Raw genomic sequence first — 16,857 nt, forward strand, 5'->3', positions numbered from 1 at the left:
GCCCCCCGCGCGGGCGGCCGGGGGGGCCTGCTATCCCCCCCCCCGCCCGGACGGTGCCGGGAACTCCTCAGCGAACGGCGAGCGGCTGCGCGGCCGGACCGACCGGCGCCGGCAGCGCGCCGGCGCCACCCAGGTAACCGTGGATCGCGGCGGCCGCCGCGCGCCCCTCGGCGATGGCCCACACGATCAGCGAGGCGCCCCGGTGCATGTCACCGGCGACGAACACGCCGTCGGCGGCGGTCTGCCAGTCGTCGCGGGCGTCGATCGCCCCCCGCGGGTTGCGGGTCACCCCGAACTGCTCCAGCAGCGGCTGCTGCTCCGTGCCCTCGAAACCGATCGCCAACAGCACCAGGTCCGCCGGCAGCTCCCGCTCGGAGCCCGGGACGACGGTGACCATCCGCCGGCCGTCGCGCTTCTCGACGGTCACCTCGGCGATCCGCACCGCGCGCACCTGACCGGTGCCGTCGTCCACGAACTCCTGCACGGCCACGGCGAAGACCCGCTCGCCACCCTCCTCGTGGGCCGGGTAGCTGCGCAGGACCCACGGCCACGTCGGCCACGGATCCCGAGCCTCGTCGCGCTCGCCCGGCGGCTGCGGGTACAGGTCGAGCTGATGCACGCCGGCAGCGCCCTGCCGGTGGGCGACACCGAGGCAGTCGGCCGCCGTGTCACCGCCGCCGATGATCACCACGTGCTTGCCGGCCGCGTCGATCGGGGTGCCGTCCGGCAGCACCGCGCGGGCCGCCCGGCCCTCGCCGGTGACCGCCACGCCAGGCCCGCCGCCGGCCGCCGTGGCGACCGCGCGATTCGCCGCGACCAGGTGCGCCATCGCCTGGTGTACGCCCCGCAGCGCCCGGCCCGGGGTCTCCGGGGTGTCCCGGCCCTGCAAGGCCCCGCAGGTCAACAGCACCGCGTCGTGTTCCGTGCGCAACTGCTCGGCGGTGACGTCGACGCCGACGTTCACACCGGTACGGAAGCGCACCCCCTCCGCCGCGAGCTGCGCCAACCGGGCGTCGATGTGCCGCTTCTCCAACTTGAAGTCGGGGATGCCGTACCGGAGCAGGCCGCCGATCGCGTCGTCGCGCTCGTACACCGTCACGGCGTGACCGGCGCGGGCCAGTTGCTGGGCGGCGGCCAGACCGGCGGGCCCGGAACCGACCACGGCGACCGACCGGCCCGACGGCGCCGGCACCGGGCGCGGGGTGAACCCGCGCGCCGCTGCCGCGTCGGCGATCTCCACCTCGACCTGCTTGATGGTGACCGGCTGGCCGCCGGCGATACCCAGCACGCAGGCCGCCTCACAGGGCGCCGGGCAGAGCCGGCCGGTGAACTCCGGGAAGTTGTTGGTGGCGTGCAACGACTCCACCGCGGCGTCCCAGTTGCCGGTGCGGACCAGGTCGTTCCAGTCCGGGATGCGATTGCCCAGCGGGCAGCCGTCGTGGCAGAACGGGATGCCGCAGTCCATGCACCGCGTGGCCTGCTCGCGGATGAGCTCCTCGCCGGCCGGCGGGTACACCTCCCGCCAGTCACTGATCCGCACCGGCACCGGGCGGCGGGCCGGCAGCCGCCGGTCGTAGCGCAGGAAACCGTTCGGGTCAGGCACGTGCCACCTCCTGGGCAGCCACCCGCGGGGCGGGCGGCACCGGCGCGATGGGCGCGCTGAGGGCGCCCATCACCGCGTCGTCGACGTCGCGGCCGGCTGCTTCGGCGGCCCGCATGATCTCCAGCACCCGGCGGTAGTCGCGGGGTACCACTGCGGTGAACTCGGACACCGCTTCCGGCCAGCGCTTGAGCAGGTCCTCGGCGACCGCCGACCCGGTCTCGGCCACGTGTCGCTGCACCAGCTCGTGCAGCAGCGCCTGCTCCTGCTCGCCCAGTGGCGCGAGGTCGACCAGTTCCGTGTTGACCCGGGCACGGTCCAACAGGTGCACGAACGCCGTCCCGCCGGACATGCCGGCGGCGAAGTTGCGGCCGGTCGCGCCGAGCACCACCACCGTGCCGCCGGTCATGTACTCGCAGCCGTGGTCACCGACGCCCTCGACGACGGCGATCGCGCCGGAGTTGCGGACCGCGAACCGCTCCCCCACCCGGCCGCGCAGGAAGACCTCGCCCGCCGTGGCGCCGTACAGGATGGTGTTGCCGGCGATGATCTGATCCTCCGCACGCTGCCCCGGCTCGGCATCGGGGTCGAGGAACGGCGCGGCGGCGTCCGGACGGACGATGAGCCGGCCCCCGGAGAGGCCCTTGCCCACGTAGTCGTTGGCGTCGCCGTGCAGACGCAGGGTCACCCCGCGCGGCAGGAACGCGCCGAACGACTGCCCGGCGGTGCCGTGCAGCACGAACTCGACGGTGTCGTCCGGAAGGCCGCCCCCGCCGAAGCGGCGGGTCACCTCGCCGCCGAGCATCGCGCCGACGCTGCGGTGCTCGTTGCGCACCGCGACCTCGACGCGGACCGGCGACCCCTCCGTCAAGGCCGGACGGGCCAGCGCGATCAGCTCGTTGTCGAGCGCCTGCTCCAGGCCGTGGTCCTGGGCGCGCACCCCGCGCCGGGCAGCGCCGGCGGGCAGTTCCGGCAGGTGCAGGACGGGTGCCAGATCGAGCCCGTGCGCCTTCCAGTGCGACACCGCCGGGGCCACGTCGAGCAGTTCGGTCTGCCCGATGGCCTCCTCGATGGACCTGAAGCCCAGCTCGGCCAGGTAGCCCCGGACCTCCTCGGCGAGGAACAGGAAGAAGTTCTCCACGAACTCCGGCGTGCCCGTGTACCGCTCACGCAGCACCGGGTTCTGGGTCGCGATGCCTACCGGGCAGGTGTCCAGGTGGCAGACCCGCATCATCACGCAGCCCGAGACGATCAGCGGCGCGGTCGCGAAGCCGAACTCCTCCGCGCCGAGCAGCGCCGCGATCAGCACGTCCCGGCCGGTCTTGAGCTGGCCGTCGACCTGCACGGTCACCCGGTCACGCAGCTTGTTGAGCAGCAGCGTCTGCTGCGCCTCGGCCAGCCCCAGCTCCCACGGGGTGCCGGCGTGCTTGAGCGAGTTCATCGGGGACGCGCCCGTGCCGCCGTCGTGGCCGGAGATCAGGATGACGTCGGCCTTGAGCTTGGCCACACCGGCGGCGACGGTGCCCACACCCACCTCGCTGACCAGCTTGACGTGCACCCGGGCGGCCGGGTTGACGCACTTCAGGTCGTGCACGAGCTGGGCCAGGTCCTCGATGGAGTAGATGTCGTGGTGCGGCGGCGGCGAGATCAGACCGACGCCGGGAGTGGCGTGCCGGGTCCGCGCGATCCACGGCCACACCTTGTTGCCGGGCAGCTGGCCGCCCTCGCCGGGCTTTGCGCCCTGGGCCATCTTGATCTGCAGGTCGTCGGCGTTGACCAGGTATTCGCTGGTGACACCGAACCGGCCGCTGGCGATCTGCTTGACCGAGGAGCGCCGCAGCGGGTCGTGCAGCCGATCGACGTCCTCGCCGCCCTCGCCGGTGTTGGACTTGCCGCCGAGGCGGTTCATCGCGATGGCCAGCGTCTCGTGCGCCTCGGCCGAGATCGAGCCGTACGACATGGCGCCGGTGGCGAAGCGCTTGACGATCTCGGTGGCCGGCTCAACCTCCTCGATCGGCACCGCCGGACGGACGCCGGTGCGCAGGGTGAACAGCCCACGCAGCGAGCCGGCCTGCGCGGCGAGCGCGTCGACCTTGGCCGTGTACTGGCGGAAGACGTCGTACTGCCGGCTGCGGGTGGCGTGCTGGAGCAGGAAGACCGTCTCCGGGTTGAACAGGTGCAGCTCACCCTCGCGGCGCCACTGGTACTCGCCGCCGACCTCGAGTCGGTCGGAGCCGGCGGTGCCGGCCGGCGGCCAGGCCAGCGCGTGCCGGGCGGCCACCTCGGCGTGCACACCGGCCAGTCCGACGCCGCCGATCCGGCTCGGGGTGCCCCGGAAGTAGCGGTCGATCAGCCGGGTGTCCAGCCCGACCGCCTCGAAGACCTGCGCACCGCAGTACGACGAGACCGTCGAGATGCCCATCTTCGACATGATCTTCAGGACGCCCTTGCCGAGCGCCTTGGCGTAGTTGCGCACCGCGGCAGCGGGCTGCACGCCGGCCAGCGCACCCGTGGTGATCATGTCCTCCACGGACTCGAACGCCAGGTACGGGTTGACCGCCGCCGCGCCGTACCCGATCAGGACCGCCGCGTGGTGCACCTCCCGGCAGTCGCCGGACTCCACGATCAGCGCTGCCTGGGTGCGGGTCTGCTCCCGCACCAGGTGCTGGTGCACGGCGGCGGTGAGCAGCAGCGACGGGATCGGCGCGAGATCGGCGTTGGAGTCCCGGTCGGAGAGCACCAGGATGCGGACGCCGTCCTCGATGGCCTCGGAGACGTGCCGGCAGATCTCGGTCAGCCGGGCCTTGATCCCGGCGGCGCCCTCGCGGATGCGGTACAGCCCGGAGACCCGCACCGCCTTGAAGCCGGGCAGGTCGCCGTCCTCGTCGATGGAGAGGATCTTCGCCAGCTCGTCGTTGTCGATGATCGGATGCGGCAGCACGATCTGCCGGCAGCTCGCCGCGCCCGGGTCGAGCAGGTTGCCCTCCGGCCCGATCGTCGACGCCAGGCTGGTCACCAGCTCCTCGCGGATGGCGTCCAGCGGTGGGTTGGTGACCTGTGCGAAGAGCTGGTGGAAGTAGTCGTAGAGCAGCCGCGGGCGGGTGGACAGGGGCGAGATCGGGGTGTCCGTGCCCATCGAGCCCAGCGGCTCCGCGCCGGTACGCGCCATCGGCGCGAGCAGGACCTTCAGCTCCTCCTCGGTGTAGCCGAAGGTCTGCTGGCGGCGGCGCACCGAGTCGTGGGTGTAGACGGTGTGCTCACGCGGCGGCAGATCGTCCAGCTCGATCAGCCCGGCGTGCAGCCACTCGCCGTACGGCTGTGCGGCGGCCAACTCGGACTTGATCTCGTCGTCGTGCACGATCCGCCCGGCCACCGTGTCGACCAGGAACATCCGGCCCGGCTGGAGCCGCCCCTTCGCGACCACGTGGGCGGGGTCGAGGTCCAGCACGCCCGCCTCGGAGCCGAGCACCACGAGACCGTCGTCGGTCTGCCACCAGCGCCCCGGGCGCAGCCCGTTGCGGTCCAGCACCGCGCCGACGATCTCGCCGTCGGTGAAGGCCACCGACGCCGGACCGTCCCACGGCTCCATCAGGCTGGCGTGGAAGCGGTAGAACGCGCGCTTGGCCGGATCCATCCCGGGGTCGTTCTCCCAGGCCTCCGGGATCATCATGAGGACCGCGTGCGGCAGGCTCCGCCCGGCCAGGTGCAGCAGCTCCAGTACCTCGTCGAAGTTCGCCGAGTCGGAGGCGGCGGGGGTGCAGACCGGGAAGACGCGCCGGATGTTGCCCGGCACGTTCGGCGAACGCAGGAGCGCCTCGCGGGCCTGCATCCAGTTGCGGTTGCCCCGGATCGTGTTGATCTCGCCGTTGTGGGCGATGAACCGGTACGGGTGCGCCAGCGGCCAGGACGGGAAGGTGTTGGTGGAGAAACGGGAGTGCACCAGCGCGATCGCGCTCTCCACCCGCTCGTCGCGCAGATCCGGATAGAACGCCGGCAGCTGGTCGGGCGTGAGCATGCCCTTGTAGACCATCGTGCGGCTGGACAGCGACGGGAAGTACGCCGGCACGCCCCGCTCGGCGGTCTCGCGCTCGGCCTGCTTGCGCAGGCAGAAGGCCACCCGGTCCAGGTCGATGCCGCTCAGGGCGGAACCGGCGGGCCCGGCGGGCGAGTCGGTGAGGCGGTGGGCGGCCACGAAGACCTGCCGCACCCGGGGCATGGCCGCCAGGGCGGTGTCGCCGAGCCCCTGCGGCTCGATCGGCACGTCCCGCCAACCGAGCACGTCGGCGCCCTCGACCAGCGCGTACTTCTCGACCACCCGGCGGGCACGGGCCTCGGCGGCGTCGTCGTCGGGCAGGAACACCAGGCCCGTGGCGTACTCGCCGGCCGGCGGCAGTGTGACATCGGCGACCGCCCGCAGGAACGCGTCCGGGACCTGGATCATGATGCCCGCGCCGTCACCGGTGTTGGGTTCCGCGCCGCGGGCGCCCCGGTGGTCCAGGCGGCAGAGCGCACCGAGCCCGTTGGCGACGACCGCGTGGGACCGTCGGCCGTGCATGTCCGCGACGAAGGCCACCCCGCAGGCGTCGTGCTCCTGCGCCGGGTCGTAGAGGCCCTGGGCGGGCGGATGGGGGCCGGGCGTCGGGGACGCCTGTGGGCTGTGGGGGTGCGGCTGTGTCGAATCCGCGTACGGCTGAGCCACCGGGCCTCCTGTCGTCACTCAGGTTGGATCATGGTGGGGACGACGTCGGCCCGTGGGTCTATTGAGTCTACGTTAGGGCTGGGGGCGCAAGGCCACTCAAGATTGATCACACCGTCCAGAGTCTGGGACGTGTAGTCTCGCGCGGTGGATTCGGTGCACAAGGACATCTTCGACCGGTTGGAGCGTTTCTACGACGCGGTGCCCCGCGACGTCGCCGGTGCCGAGGAACACGGCGGGTTGGTGCTGTTCGTCCGCGAGGGCGCCGGCTGGCCGTTCTACGCCCGGCCCCGGATCGGCGCCGCCGAGCCGCCGTCCCTGGCCGACGTGACATCGGTGCGGGAGCGCCAGCGGGAACTGGGCCTGCCGGAGGCCTTCGAGTGGGTGCACGAGACGACTCCGGAGCTGCTGGCGGTGGCCCGCTCGGCGGGGCTGAACGTGCTGGAGGCCCCGCTGATGGTCCTCGATGAGGCCGCGTTGGCCGACCCGGCGACGCTCTCCGACGTACCCGTGCGGGTGCTGGCCGCGGACTCGCCCGACTTCGCCGCCGACGTGGCCGCCCGGCGGGCGGTGGCGGCCGTGGCGTTCGGCGCCGCCGGCACCGAGCCCGGTGCGGCCGGCCCGGCCGAGCGCGACGCGGCGGTCACCGAGTTGGAGCTCGCCGCGCTGGACGAGGAGCGGGTCCGGATCGCCGACGGCCGGCGGATCTCCGCGCTGGCCGGCACGCCGACCGAGGGCGCGCTGGCCAGCGGCATGGCGATGCGGGTGGACGACGTCGCGGAGATCGCCGGAGTAGCCACCCTGCCGGCCGCCCGCCGGCGCGGCCTGGGCGCCGCCCTGACCGCCACCCTCGCCCGCGAACTGCTCGCCGCCGGCACCGGCCTCGTCTTCCTCTCCGCGGGCAGCGAGGAGATCGCACGGGTCTACCTGCGGGTCGGCTTCCGCCGCATCGGCACCGCCTGCATCGCCGAACCCGCCGCCCTGATCCCCTGAACCGCCCGGTTTCCCGCAGCCTCGCGGACGGTCAGGCCGGCGGACGCCACTGCGCCGCCGAGGCGGCGGCGCTGGAGAGCAGCCGCGAGTTGATGGTGCCGAGCGCCGCGTCGCGGGCGCGCAGCGCCAACCGGCCCCGGGTCTGGAGTACCGCCGACATGCGCCGGGTCTGGCGGACCACTGTCGCCGCCCGGGGACGGCGCACCCGGTCGTACGTCTGCACGGCGTCGGGCAGGCGGGCCTCGCGCAGCAGCGAGGCGAGCGTCGCGGCGTCCTCGAACGCGAGGCAGGCGCCCTGGCCGAGGTGCGGCGGCATGGCGTGCGCCGCGTCACCGAGCAGTACCACCCCGCCCGGCCCGACTCCGAAGCCGTAGGCGCGGGGCAGCGGGCGCAGCTCACGGACCTCCTGCTGCACCAGGTCGCTCGGGTCGGTGGCGTCGAGCAGCGCGGCGATCGGCGCCGGCCAGCCGGCGTACCAGCGGCGCAGGAGGGCGAGCTGGGTCTCCGGCGGCTCGGGGCGGGGAGCGCCGGCGGCGGTGGCCACCCAGTAGATGCCACCCCGGCTGGAACCACCCGATGAGCCACGCTCGCCCAACGAGGCGGCCACGAACCGGTAGCCCGCGCCGAGGACCTCGCCGGCGATCGGCTGGTCGGCGGGCAGCCGAGGCGCCCGGTACCAGGGGATGACAGCCCGCCAGGCCGCACAGCCGGAGCTGACCACGCCGGACTCGGGGGCCAGTTGGCGACGGATGACGCTGTCCGTGCCGTCCGCGGCGACCACCAGGTCGGCCTCGATGGTGTGCCGTCCGTCGCTCACACCCGGGCGTTCGCCCGGCTCGACACGAACGTGCCGAACGGTCACCCCGGTACGCAGCTCGACCCGGTCACCGAGGCCGGCGATCAACGCGTCGTGCAGATCCTCCCGGTGCACCACCACCGGCATCCGGTCGGCCGGAGTCGGCCGGGGTTGCACCAGCCAGTGCCCGTCCGGGCGGCGGACCCCACCGTCGGGCAGCGGGGTCGCGATGGCGGCCAGGCCGGCGCCGAGACCGAGGGCCTGCAACGCGCGGACGCCGTTGGGCCAGAGCACCACGGCGGTCGGCTCGGGGCGGACCCGCTCGGCGCGGTCCAGCAGGGTGACCTGCCAACCGGACCGGGCCAGCGCCCCGGCGACCGCGAGGCCTCCGACCCCGGCGCCGACCACCACCGCGCTTCGCATCGGTGCCGCCCCCGCTCAGCTGTCCCGGTCGGCGGGGCGCACGCCGGAGACGTCGGCCCGGTCCTCGTCGCGCGCCTCGGGCGTGTCATCCACCGGCTCGTCGGCGCGGGCGCGGGCCGCCTCGTCGCCGGTCGCCTCGGCGTCGAGCGGCTCGGCGCCCTCGGGGCGTGCCTCGTCGTCCGCCTCCGGCGGCGCCACGCCGGTGTCCCGCCAGGTGTCGTACTGCTCCTCGCTGACCACCCGGTAACCCTCCGGCGCGGCGGCACGCGCGCTGGTCTGGCCCTCGGAGAGGTCGACCTGGGACACGTCGGAGGTGGTGGGCGGCGTGGGGGTGCCCGCCGGGCCGATCGGGATCAGGTACTCCCGGGGGCCGCGGACCCGCACGAAGTAGATCAACGCGCCGAGGAAGACCAGCGCGGCCGTCCAGACGTTGAGTCGTACGCCGAAGATCTGGTTCGCCTCGTCGGTGCGCATCAGCTCGATCCAGAACCGGCCGGCGGTGTAACCCATCACGTACAGCGCGAACGCCCGGCCCCGCCCGAGCCGCAACCGCCGGTCCAGGATGAGGACCAGCGCGACCACGCCGAGGTTCCACAGCGCCTCGTAGAGGAACGTCGGGTGGTAGAGGCCGGGTTCGAGGATCGGCTGCCCGGCGTCGTCCCGCAGCGAGTGCCCCGGGTTGTCCGGGTCCATCCGGTGGATCTCCAGGCCCCACGGCAGCGTCGTACGACCACCGAACAGCTCGTTGTTGAACCAGTTGCCGAGCCGCCCGACGGCCTGGGCCAGCGGCAGCCCGGGCGCGAGCGCGTCGGCCACCACGCTGAACGGGATGCCCAGCTGGCGGGCGGCGATCCACGCGCCGACCGCCCCACCGGCGACGGCGCCCCAGATGCCGAGACCACCCTCCCAGATGGCGAACGCCTTCAACGGTTCGCCACCGGCGCCGAAGTACTTCTCCGGAGAGGTGATCACGTGGTAGATCCGCGCGCCGATGATGCCCGCCGGCACCGCCCAGACGGCGATGTCGAGCACCGCGCCGGGCGCGACGCCGCGCTGACGCAGGCGACGTTCGGTCACCCAGCAGGCCAGCACGATGCCGGCGATGATGCACAGCGCGTACGCCCGGATCGGAACCGGCCCGAGCTGCCACACCGCGGTGCTGGGACTGGGCAGGGCCGCCTGGGGGGACAGCGAGGCGTTGGTCACGGGTGCACACGCTACCGCTGCGCACCCCCGCAGCGGCACCCCGGGCCGGCGCGCGCGGATCCCGATGACTTCTGGTTTGCGCCGCCGTACGCTCTTTGTCCATGGGCGTGCTCACCTGGGCGGTCGCCGCTGTCGTCACCGACGACGCCGGCCGGGTGCTGCTCTGCCGCCAGGGCCGGGGCCAGCGCCGGTACGCGTTGCCCGGCGGCCGGCTGCGCCCGGCGGAGAGCCCGGTGCGGGCGGCGCTGCGCGACATCCGCGCCGAGACGGGCTGGGAGATCGACCTGGTCGACCTGGTGGGCGTCTACCACCTCGACGGCCCGACGACGCACGCACGGGCCGGTCGGGCCGGGCCGCTGCCGGACATCCTGGTGCACGTGTTCCGCGCGCGTGTCACCGAGGGCCGGCCCAGCGCCGACCCGCCGCCGGGCTGCCGGCTGTCCTGGCACGCCCCCGACGCGCTGCCCGAGGCCGTCACCCCGCTGACCCGGGCTGCCGTCACCGACGGGCTCGCCGGCCGCTCCGGCGTCCTGCGCCGCGTCTCCCGCGATGAGCGGTCTGGGGCGGGTCAGCCGCCGGAGCAACGCGGCGAGCCGACAGCCGACCCGTCCCTTCTGCCCTGACCCGGCTCTCCCGCCGCACTCAGCCCGTCCGGACCAGCGGGGTCGCGAGGCGATGCTGCCAGCGCCTGGGGAGCACATCCGCGAAAAGGCCGTATACCTGTGAGTCATAAAAATGACTCACAGGTATACGGCTCTTCGGCGACAGCGCAGGCCCGGCGCTCATGCCGTCCGTTGCACCGGCCGGACGACGTCCACGTCCATGGCCCGAGCGACCGACGCGGGCGAGGCCGTGGCGATGGCAACTCGACGGTTCAGGACCCGGCGGTTCAGGACCCGGCGGTTCGGGGACCCGGCGGTTCAGGGACCCGGCGGTTCAGCGGGCGGGGTTGCGGACGCCCTCGGCGAGTTCGGCGCTGAGGGTGCGCAGCGCGGCCAGCCCCTCGGCCTCGGAGGAGGCGTCCAGCACACAACGGACGAGCGCGCTGCCGACGATCACCCCGTCGGCGTACCCGGCGACGGTGCTGGCCTGCGCGCCGGTGCCCACGCCCAGGCCGACACCGACCGGCAGGTCGGTGACCGCGCGGACCCGCGAGACCAACGTCGGAGCGGCGTCGGACGTCTGCGCCCGAGCGCCCGTCACCCCCATCACGGCGGTGGCGTAGACGAAGCCCCGGCAGTTGTCCACGGTCATCGCCACCCGGGCGTCGGTGGACGACGGCGACACCAGGAAGGTGCGGTCCAGGCCGTGCGCGTCCGAGGCGGCCAGCCACTCGGCAGCCTCGTCGGGGATGAGGTCAGGTGTGATCAGGCCGGTGCCGCCGGCCGCGGCGAGGTCGCGGGCGAACACGTCCACGCCGTACCGCTCGATGGGGTTCCAGTAGGTCATCGTGACGACCGGCGCACCTGTCGCCGCGACCGCCTCGATGATGCGCAGCGCGTCGGCCGTACGGACGCCGCCGGCCAGCGCGATGTCGCTGGCCTTCTGGATGACCGGGCCGTCCATCACCGGGTCCGAGTACGGAATCTCGACCTCGATGACGTCGACGCCGGCCTCGACCATTGCCGTCATGGCCGCGATGCTGCCCTCGACGGTCGGGAACCCGGCCGGCATGCAGCCGACCAGCACGGCCCGCCCGTCGGCCCGGGCCTTGTCGAAGGCCACCCCGATGCGGCTCATCTCAGTGCTCCTTGTCGAGGATGCCGAAGTAGTCCCCGGCCGTGTGCACGTCCTTGTCGCCCCGGCCGGAGAGGTTGACCACGATGGTGGGCTCCCGGCCCAGCTCGGCGGCCAGCTTCGGAGCCAGCGTGACGGTGCCGGCGAGGGCGTGCGCGCTCTCGATCGCCGGAATGATCCCCTCGGTGCGGCAGAGCAGCTCGAACGCGGCCATCGCCTCGGCGTCGGTGACGGGCAGGTAGCTGGCCCGGCCGGTGTCGTGCAGCCAGGCGTGCTCGGGCCCGATACCCGGGTAGTCCAGGCCCGCGGAGATCGAGTGCGACTCCAGTGTCTGCCCGTCGGCGTCCTGCAGCACGTACGTGCGGGCGCCGTGCAGCACACCCGCCGACCCGCCGGTGATGCTCGCGGCGTGCCGAGTGGTGGCCACCCCTTCGCCGCCGGCCTCGAAGCCGTAGAGCCGCACGTCCTCGTCGGGAACGAAGGCGTGGAAGATGCCCAGCGCGTTGGAGCCGCCGCCGACGCAGGCGGTGACGGCGTCCGGCAGCGCGCCGGTCAGGTCGAGGCACTGCTGGCGGGCCTCGTCGCCGATGCCCCGCACGAAGTCCCGGACCATCGCCGGGAACGGGTGCGGCCCGGCGGCGGTGCCGATCAGGTAGTGGGTCTCGTCGACGTTCGCCACCCAGTCGCGCATGGCCTCGTTCATCGCGTCCTTGAGGGTGCGCGAGCCGGTGGTCACCGGAACGACAGTGGCGCCGAGCATGCGCATCCGGGCCACGTTGAGCGCCTGCCGCTCGGTGTCGACCTCGCCCATGTAGACGACGCACTCCAGGTCGAACAGGGCGGCGGCGGTCGCGGTGGCGACGCCGTGCTGGCCCGCCCCGGTCTCGGCGATCACCCGGGTCTTGCCCATCCGCTTGGTGAGCAGCGCCTGGCCGAGCACGTTGCGGACCTTGTGGGCGCCGGTGTGGTTGAGGTCCTCACGCTTGAGCAGCACCCGCGCGCCGACCTTCGCGGAGAACCGCCGGGCCTCGTAGAGCAGCGACGGCGTGCCCGCGTAGTCGCGCAGCAGCGCCCCGAACTCGGCCCGGAAGGACTCGTCCGCGATCGCCGTACGCCACGCCCCGTCGAGCTCGTCCAGCGCGGCCACCAGGGCCTCGGGCACGAACCGGCCGCCGAAGCGGCCGAAGTGGCCGGCGGAGTCGGGCTGCGAGCCGGCCACCGGGGCCAGCGCATCGGCGCTCATCGGAAATCCTCTCGGTGGGGCGTCACACCGGCGCGGGTCAGCGCACCGGCCGGGGCGTCGCCGGGTGGTTGCCGGCGTTGACCAGTTCGGCCACCGCCTCGCGTGGGCTCTTCTGGGTGACCAGGCCCTCGCCGACGAGGACCGCGTCCGCGCCCGCGGAGGCGTACCGGATCAGGTCGTGCGGGCCGCGGACGCCGGACTCGGCGATCTTGACGACGCTGCTCGGCAGGCCCGGCGCGATCCGCTCGAACACCGACCGATCCACCTGAAGGGTACGCAGGTCACGGGCGTTGACCCCGATCACCTGGGCACCGGCCTCCAGGGCCCGGTCGGCCTCCTCCTCGTCGTGGACCTCGACGAGCGCGGTCATGCCCAGCGACTCGATCCGCTCCAGCAGGCCCATCAGCACGTTCTGCTCGAGGGCGGCCACGATCAGCAGGACCAGGTCGGCGCCGTGCGCGCGCGCCTCGTGCACCTGGTAGCTGGAGACCACGAAGTCCTTGCGCAGCACGGGCACGGTGACCGCGGCCCGCACGGCCGCCAGGTCATCGAGCGACCCGCCGAACCAGCGCCCCTCGGTCAGCACGCTGATCGCCCGCGCCCCGCCCGCCGCGTAGTCGACGGCGAGATCGGCCGGATCGGCGATCTCGGCCAGCCGGCCCTTCGACGGCGAGGAGCGCTTGACCTCGGCGATGACGGCCACGCCGGGCTTACGCAACGCCGCGTACGCGTCCAGCGGTGGCGGCGCCGCAGCGGCCAGCTCACGGATCCGTTCCAACGGAACCTGTTCCTGGCGTCGGGCGACGTCCTCGCGCACGCCAGCCAGGATCTCGTCGAGCACGCTTACGGACGCTGCCTGACCGGCGTCGTCCCCCTCCGCGTGCGCATGCTCAGCAGTCACCAACGGACTCCCCTCTCCGGGTGTCATGGGCCGATGCTAGGGGCAGCCGACCGACGCCGGGAGCCGGGGGTATGGCGCTGCTCACGAAAAGGGCTGCGGCATAATGGCCGACTTGCCGTGAACGGGATGTCACGCAGCGCCACCTCCGGTATCGACCGCCGTCACGCGACGGGAGCCCGGCGGCCCCGGTCGAACCGGGCCGACCCATCGATCATGCCACCGCTTCCGGTCCGCCGCCCGACGACAGCGACGCCGATCGATGCTGTGAGCAAGCTCAAGGCCGAACGGCCGGTCCCAGGTCGCGGGCACGGCGGGACAGTTGACCGGGCGGTCACCCCGGCGAAACGTCAGCCGGTCAGCATCGTCCTCAGGCAGACTCGATGACGCGCCTGCCCGACCGTCGCCAACTCCTCGTGCGGGGTGACCATGAGCATTGTCGAGTCGAACCCGAGCATCGGACTGACCACCATCTCCCGGACCGTGGCGTCCCTCGCCGTCGGCGTGGTGCACACCCTGGAGCGGGCCGTCGTCGGCGAGGGCCGGATGCGCACCGCGCGCGGCAACGCCTGGGAGGCGGTCTGCGCCGACCGGGCCCGCGCCGACCGACGCGCCGAACTGGACCGCCTGGTGGCCGAACTGACCGCCGCCCGCGCCGCCTCGGCCCGCCCGCAGCGCGAGCGCCAGCCGGTCGGCTGATCAGCCGGCCGTCGGGTCCTCACCCCGGTCCAACGCGTCCCACGCCTCGGTGGTCCGCCGCCCGGCCATCCGGCCCGGTTCGGCGACCGTCGTGGGCGCACTCTCCGTGACGGTCCGCGTCGGCCGCTCGTACCGGGCGCCCATCGCCGGCCACACGCCGCCCCGCAGCGCCGTCCACCCGCCGCCCACGGCGGCGAGCAGACCGCCGAGCAGGCACAGCGCCGGCCACTGCCGGCTCACCCCGCCGTCGAGATCGGCCACCAGGCCGTACGCGCCACCGGCGGCCACCGCCAGGCCCAGAACGCCCAGCAGCACCCCCAGCAGGCGCCGCACCCAGCCCCGGGTGGCCAGCACCGCGCCACCGCCGGCCAGCGTGACCAGCGCCAGCGCCGGCAACCACGGCAGCAGGGCAGCACCAGTGCGGGCCTCGCGCACCGGCGGCAGCGGCGCCGGCCGCGCGGTCACCTCGACCGACCAGCCCCGGGTCGCCGCCCACAGCGCCAGGGCCGCGCCCGCCAGGCAGAGCAGCACGGCGTACGTCAGCTGACGCCGACCCCCCACGCCCCCGCCGGTCTCTCGCCGGTCGCTCATCGGGCTGGCCTCAGCGTCTCCGCCGCGGCGATCGCGGCCAGCACGGCGGCTGCCTTGTCGCGGGTCTCCTGCTCCTCGGCGGCCGGATCCGAATCGGCGACCACCCCCGCGCCGGCCTGCACGTAGGCGCGGCCGGCACGGATCAGCGCGGTCCGGATGGCGATCGCCATGTCCAGGTCACCGCCGAACCCGAAGTAGCCGACCGTGCCGCCGTAGAGACCGCGGCGCACCGGCTCCAACTCCTCGATGATCTCCATGGCCCGCACCTTGGGAGCGCCGGAGAGCGTCCCGGCCGGGAAGGTCGCGGCGAGCGCGTCGAACGCGGAACGGTCGTCACGCAGCGTGCCGGTCACTGTGGAGACGATGTGCATCACGTGGCTGTACCGCTCGATGGTCGCGAACTCGGGCACCTGGACGCTGCCGGGCTCGCAGACCCGGCCCAGGTCGTTGCGGCCCAGGTCGACGAGCATCACGTGCTCGGAGCGCTCCTTGGGGTCGGCGAGCAGCTCGGCGGCGAGCCCGGCGTCCGCCGTCGCGGTGGCGCCGCGCGGCCGGGTGCCGGCGATCGGATGCAGCAGCGCCCGGCGCCGCCCGTCCGCGCCGGCGGTGACCTTCAGGTGCGCCTCCGGCGACGAGCCGACGATGTCGAACCCGTCGAAGCGCAGCAGGTACATGTACGGGCTGGGGTTGCTGGTGCGCAGCACCCGGTAGACGTCCAGCGGATCGGCGTGCGTCGCCCGCTCGAAGCGCTGCGACAGCACGATCTGGAAGCACTCGCCGGCCCGGATCGCCTCCTTGGCGGCCTCCACCGCCTTGACGTAGCCACCCTCGGGCGTACGGCAGAGGACCTCGTCGGCAGGTGGACGCTCGACCGTGGAGATCATCGGTGGGATGGGCCGGGACAGCGCCGTGGTCATCGCGTCGAGGCGGCCCACCGCGTGGTGGTACGCGGCGGTGACCTGCGCGTCGCGGCCCGGGGTGTCCAGCGGCGGCAGCACCGCGTTGGCGACCAGGATCGCCGAGCCGTCGTAGTGGTCGAGCACCACCAGGTCGGTGGCGAGCATCATGCCCAGCTCGGGCACGCCCAGATCGTTCTCGGTCAGCTCGGGCAGCCGTTCGAAGCGGCGGACGAGGTCGTAGCCGAGGTAGCCGACCATGCCACCGGTCAGCGGGGGCAGACCGTCGGACGGGTCCCCGAGCGGGCCGGCGAGCGCCGCCACCGTGTCCCGCAGCACCCGCACCGGATCGCCGTCGGTGGGCAGCCCGGCGGGCGGCTGGCCGAGCCAGGTCGCCACCCCGTCCCGCTCGACGAGGGTGGCGCTGCTGCGCACGCCGATGAACGAGTACCGCGACCAGGCCATGCCCGCTGAGCCGACGCCCTGTTCGGCCGACTCGAGCAGGAACGTGCCGGGCCCGCCGGCGAGCTTGCGGTAGACACCCACCGGGGTTTCGGCGTCGGCCAGCAGACGTCGGGTGACCGGCACGACGCGCCAGCGGGCGGCCACGTCGGTGAAGGTGGCCAGGTCGGGGCTCACTGCGCCGTCGGTCATGTGCCCGCCCCCGTCACCGGCAGCTCGGTGAAGAAGCAGGTCCGGTGCCCGGTGTGGCAGGCCGCGCCGACCTGGTCGACGCTCACCAGCAGCGCGTCGCCGTCGCAGTCCAGCGCTACCGAGCGCACGTACTGGTGGTGGCCGGAGGTGGCGCCCTTGACCCAGTACTCGCGGCGGCTGCGCGACCAGTAGGTGGCCCGGCCGGTGGTGAGGGTGCGGTGCAGCGCCTCGTCGTCCATCCAGGCGACCATCAGCACCTCGCCGGAGTCGTGGGCGCGCACCACGGCAGCGACCAGACCGTCGGCGGTGCGGCGCAGCCGGGCCGCGATGGCCGGATCGAGCTGGGACGGACGGACCGGCGCCGACGCCGACGGGCCGCTCGGATCGCTGGGGACGCCGGTCACCGGCGCGTCAGGTACGGGCAC

The 16,857-nt window shown here is 73.9% G+C and carries 13 protein-coding genes; 3 read left to right on the forward strand and 10 right to left on the reverse strand.

Annotated features, from left to right (window positions below; all coding sequences use genetic code 11):
* Window positions 1-67 precede the first annotated feature (67 nt).
* Both AB0B97_RS31180 and gltB read right to left on the reverse strand, forming a co-directional pair.
* Window positions 68-1,603, reverse strand: a complete 1,536-nt coding sequence (locus AB0B97_RS31180) for a glutamate synthase subunit beta (RefSeq protein ID WP_357498763.1) — start codon at window positions 1,601-1,603, stop codon at window positions 68-70.
* A complete protein-coding gene (gltB, locus tag AB0B97_RS31185; RefSeq protein WP_357498765.1) occupies window positions 1,596-6,299 on the reverse strand; it encodes a glutamate synthase large subunit in 4,704 nt (1,567 codons plus the stop codon). The genes AB0B97_RS31180 and gltB overlap by 8 nt, the downstream gene beginning before the upstream one ends.
* 153 nt (window positions 6,300-6,452) lie before the next feature.
* On the opposite strand from gltB, the gene AB0B97_RS31190 reads away from it, so the two are divergent.
* Window positions 6,453-7,289 carry a GNAT family N-acetyltransferase gene (locus AB0B97_RS31190; RefSeq protein ID WP_357498845.1) on the forward strand — a complete coding sequence of 279 codons (837 nt, stop codon included), beginning with the start codon at window positions 6,453-6,455 and terminating at the stop codon, window positions 7,287-7,289.
* Window positions 7,290-7,320: 31 nt separating this feature from the next.
* Here the strand turns inward: AB0B97_RS31190 and AB0B97_RS31195 are convergent, their stop codons facing one another.
* The gene (locus AB0B97_RS31195) at window positions 7,321-8,508 is read right to left on the reverse strand and encodes an FAD-dependent monooxygenase (RefSeq protein WP_234587996.1); all 1,188 of its coding nucleotides are present in this window, start codon (window positions 8,506-8,508) and stop codon (window positions 7,321-7,323) included.
* Window positions 8,509-8,523: 15 nt separating this feature from the next.
* Window positions 8,524-9,714, reverse strand: coding sequence for a prolipoprotein diacylglyceryl transferase (gene lgt, locus AB0B97_RS31200; protein ID WP_357498768.1), 1,191 nt, complete (start codon window positions 9,712-9,714; stop codon window positions 8,524-8,526).
* 101 nt (window positions 9,715-9,815) lie between these two features.
* Here lgt and AB0B97_RS31205 point away from each other — a divergent pair, with 101 nt between their 5' ends.
* Complete coding sequence (locus tag AB0B97_RS31205; protein ID WP_357498770.1) at window positions 9,816-10,337, forward strand: NUDIX domain-containing protein; 522 nt, start codon at window positions 9,816-9,818, stop codon at window positions 10,335-10,337.
* A 313-nt stretch (window positions 10,338-10,650) separates the two neighbouring features.
* On the opposite strand, the gene trpA is transcribed toward AB0B97_RS31205, so the two are convergent.
* From trpA to trpC, 3 genes are read right to left on the reverse strand one after another with little or no spacing between them, the layout of a single operon-like run.
* Window positions 10,651-11,454: a tryptophan synthase subunit alpha gene (gene trpA / locus AB0B97_RS31210; RefSeq protein ID WP_234587999.1), complete on the reverse strand. Its 804-nt coding sequence runs from the start codon at window positions 11,452-11,454 to the stop codon at window positions 10,651-10,653.
* A 1-nt stretch (window position 11,455) separates the two neighbouring features.
* A complete protein-coding gene (trpB, locus tag AB0B97_RS31215) occupies window positions 11,456-12,694 on the reverse strand; it encodes a tryptophan synthase subunit beta (protein WP_234588000.1) in 1,239 nt (412 codons plus the stop codon).
* 37 nt (window positions 12,695-12,731) lie between these two features.
* A complete protein-coding gene (gene trpC / locus AB0B97_RS31220) occupies window positions 12,732-13,535 on the reverse strand; it encodes an indole-3-glycerol phosphate synthase TrpC (protein ID WP_039906616.1) in 804 nt (267 codons plus the stop codon).
* Window positions 13,536-14,021: 486 nt separating this feature from the next.
* Here trpC and AB0B97_RS31225 point away from each other — a divergent pair, with 486 nt between their 5' ends.
* Entirely contained in the window at window positions 14,022-14,291 is a 270-nt protein-coding gene (locus AB0B97_RS31225) for a hypothetical protein (RefSeq protein WP_234588001.1), read from the forward strand.
* On the opposite strand, the gene AB0B97_RS31230 is transcribed toward AB0B97_RS31225, so the two are convergent.
* Genes AB0B97_RS31230 through hisI form a run of 3 tightly spaced genes read right to left on the reverse strand, consistent with a single transcriptional unit; the run spans window position 14,292 to window position 16,857 of the window.
* Window positions 14,292-14,882: a Trp biosynthesis-associated membrane protein gene (locus AB0B97_RS31230; RefSeq protein ID WP_357498773.1), complete on the reverse strand. Its 591-nt coding sequence runs from the start codon at window positions 14,880-14,882 to the stop codon at window positions 14,292-14,294.
* Window positions 14,879-16,432: an anthranilate synthase component I gene (locus tag AB0B97_RS31235; RefSeq protein ID WP_357498775.1), complete on the reverse strand. Its 1,554-nt coding sequence runs from the start codon at window positions 16,430-16,432 to the stop codon at window positions 14,879-14,881. Before AB0B97_RS31235 ends, AB0B97_RS31230 begins: the two co-directional genes overlap by 4 nt.
* The gene (gene hisI, locus AB0B97_RS31240; RefSeq protein WP_234588054.1) at window positions 16,429-16,857 is read right to left on the reverse strand and encodes a phosphoribosyl-AMP cyclohydrolase; all 429 of its coding nucleotides are present in this window, start codon (window positions 16,855-16,857) and stop codon (window positions 16,429-16,431) included. Before hisI ends, AB0B97_RS31235 begins: the two co-directional genes overlap by 4 nt.

The organism is Micromonospora sp. NPDC049004 (genome assembly GCF_040649315.1).
Classification (GTDB): domain Bacteria; phylum Actinomycetota; class Actinomycetes; order Mycobacteriales; family Micromonosporaceae; genus Micromonospora.